This is a genomic window from Mesorhizobium norvegicum (assembly GCF_004919685.1).
GTDB classification, from domain to species: Bacteria; Pseudomonadota; Alphaproteobacteria; order Rhizobiales; family Rhizobiaceae; genus Mesorhizobium; species Mesorhizobium norvegicum.
Window position 1 is genome coordinate 1 of record NZ_SMYZ01000180.1, and the last position, 2,578, is coordinate 2,578.

The window sequence follows — 2,578 nt, forward strand, 5'->3', positions numbered from 1 at the left end:
ACCCATCTATCGGCTGGACAGGACATCCTCCTCGTTTCCGGCCCCGACGATATCTGCGCCCCCTTGCTCGACGAGCCGGAACCGCATTGTCTCAACGAGAGTGTCGTCGAGCGGGACCGGCTCGCGGCACAGGACGTGGAGGCATTGCTGGCGCGCCCAATCCGGGTCGGCGCCAGCCTCGCTGTCGACGCGGCAACTCTGGCACGGATGCGGCAGGCGTTTTCGGCTGGCCGCGTGCGCAAGGCTTGCGGCGGCTGTGAGTGGAACGAGCTGTGCAGCACGATTGCGGCCGGCGGATATAGCGACACGCTGGTGCAGCGGTCTGCCTCGCCAGGGAGGCGCTGATATTGGGACCGAGCCCAGCGGTCGAATCTGTGATATATTTGGCCTCGCGCAGGCCATGGCCGAAATTCAAGATCGGAAAACTGGTGCCTGTCGCCATGGTTTGTTAATCGGGTGCCCGGATTGTGAATTCGAGGCGGATTGAAGCGCGACCCCAAAAAGGCCATGCTTTATCAGGAAAGATCGAGTCTACGCCGATCCCGCTGACGCGGAGATGGCGCCTGGCTGAAAGGGATACGATGCGGCAAGGACGTGCGCGCTGGCTGACAAGGCTGGCAATTGTGACAGGCATGGCGATCTCGACTTTGCCGGCCTATGCCAAGCAAACCACCGAACCGGTCAAGATCACGTCGTTTTCGGGCGCCTATCTGGCTGCTCGGATCGCCGAAGGCGACAACGACCTCGACAGTGCCATCGCCTACTACAAGCAGGCATTGGCCTTCGACCCGAGCGACACCGGCCTGCAGCAGAGCCTGATGCTGTCGCTGATCGCGCAAGGCCGCTTCGACGAATCCCTCGTTTATGCCGACAAGCTCAAGGAAGTTCCAGATGTCGAGCGCTTCTCGCGCCTGGCACTCGCCGTTGATTCCTTTCACAAGAAGGATTTCACCAAGGCACAGTACTGGCTGAAGCTGTCGCTGGAATCCGATCTCGACCGGCTGATCTCCGGGGTGATGTCCGGCTGGGCCCAACAGGGCGCCAGCGAGGCCTCTGATGCGATGGCCTCCATCGACAAGCTGCAGGGGCCGGATTGGTTCGGCTTGTTCAAGTCGTTCCATCGCGCGCTGATCGCCGATGCGTCCGGTATGCCCGAGAAGGCCGAAGCGATCTACGCCGCGACCATGCAGGACACGGCCGCCGGCGGTGCCGCTCCCGAAACCTGGATGCGCAACGCCCAGGCCTACGCCTCGTTCCTGGCCCGCAAGGGCGACAAGGCCAAGGCACTGTCAGTGCTCGATCAGGCCGAGGCGTTTTCACCCGGCAAGCTGGAAATCGTCGCCTTGCGCGGCATGATCGCCAAGGGCGACAAAATCGCGCCCTTCGCTGCCGGCCCGTCGGACGGCGCGTCGGAAATTCTGCTTGATCTCGCCACCGCGCTCAACCGTGGCGGCGGCGAGCCGTTCGTCCGCCTCTATCTGCAATATGCGCTGGCCCTGAAGCCTGACAGCGATGCAGCCCTCGTGCAGCTCGCCGCCGTGTCCGAGCAGTTGAAGGACGGCGAGGGCGCCATCGCACTCTATCGGCGGATTCCCGCTACCTCGCCGCTGAAGGAGCTTTCGGATCTGCAGCTCGGCCTCAACCTTGCCGATCTCGACCGTCATGAGGAGGCGATCACCCATCTGAAGGCCTTCGTCGACGCCCATCCCGACGACATGCGCGCCTATCTGGCGCTGGGTGGCGTCTATTCCTCGAAGGACGATTTTCGTTCGGCCGCCACTCTCTACGACAAGGCTGTCGAGGTGCTGAAGACGCCGACCGCGGCCAACTGGAACATCTTCTACCAGCGCGGCATCGCCTATGAGCGGCTGAAGGAATGGCCCAAGGCCGAACCGAACTTCCGCAAGGCTCTGGAACTGTTCCCCGACCAGCCGCAGGTGCTGAACTATCTCGGCTATTCCTGGGTCGACATGAACATGAACCTCAAGGAAGGCCTGGCGATGATCCAGAAGGCCGTCGACCTCAGGCCGAGCGACGGTTACATCGTCGATTCGCTGGGTTGGGCCTATTTCCGCCTCGGCAGGTTCGATGACGCGGTGCGCGAAATGGAACGCGCCGTGTCGCTGAAGCCGGAAGATCCGGTTCTGAACGACCATCTCGGCGATGCCTACTGGCGCGTCGGCCGCAAGCTCGAAGCCACCTTCCAGTGGAACCAGGCCCGCGACCTGAAGCCGGATCCCGATGTGCTGGCCACCTTGCAGCAGAAGCTGATGAAGGGCCTGCCGCCGATCGAATCCAACACGGCGCAGGAAACCCCGAAGGTCAAGCCAGAGCCGGTGCCCGCCCCGAAGGGGTGAAGTCAGCTATTTGAATGCGAACGGGGCTCTTTTCGGAGCCCCGTTTTTGTTTCCGGCCCAAGGTCTGCTGAGATTCAGGTCAGGCCGAGCCGAAAATGGTGGGTTCCGAGAACCGGAACGGAGCGGACATTCGGGTCCGTGAGTACCGGAAGCGCAGAAAGCCATCGTTTGCGGGCCGCCATCACCCGAATCTCAACACACTCTAGTGTCCTGATCGGCAA

Annotated in this window: 2 protein-coding genes; both read left to right on the forward strand. The window is 62.4% G+C overall.

Translation table 11 applies throughout. The annotated features are described in order from the left end of the window. The coding region (locus FCU66_RS40445; protein WP_136622826.1) for a DUF1284 domain-containing protein at nt 1-345 on the forward strand (345 nt) is incomplete at its 5' end. A 236-nt stretch (nt 346-581) separates the two neighbouring features. Next, complete coding sequence (locus FCU66_RS40450; RefSeq protein WP_136622827.1) at nt 582-2,357, forward strand: tetratricopeptide repeat protein; 1,776 nt, start codon at nt 582-584, stop codon at nt 2,355-2,357. Nucleotides 2,358-2,578 lie beyond the last annotated feature (221 nt).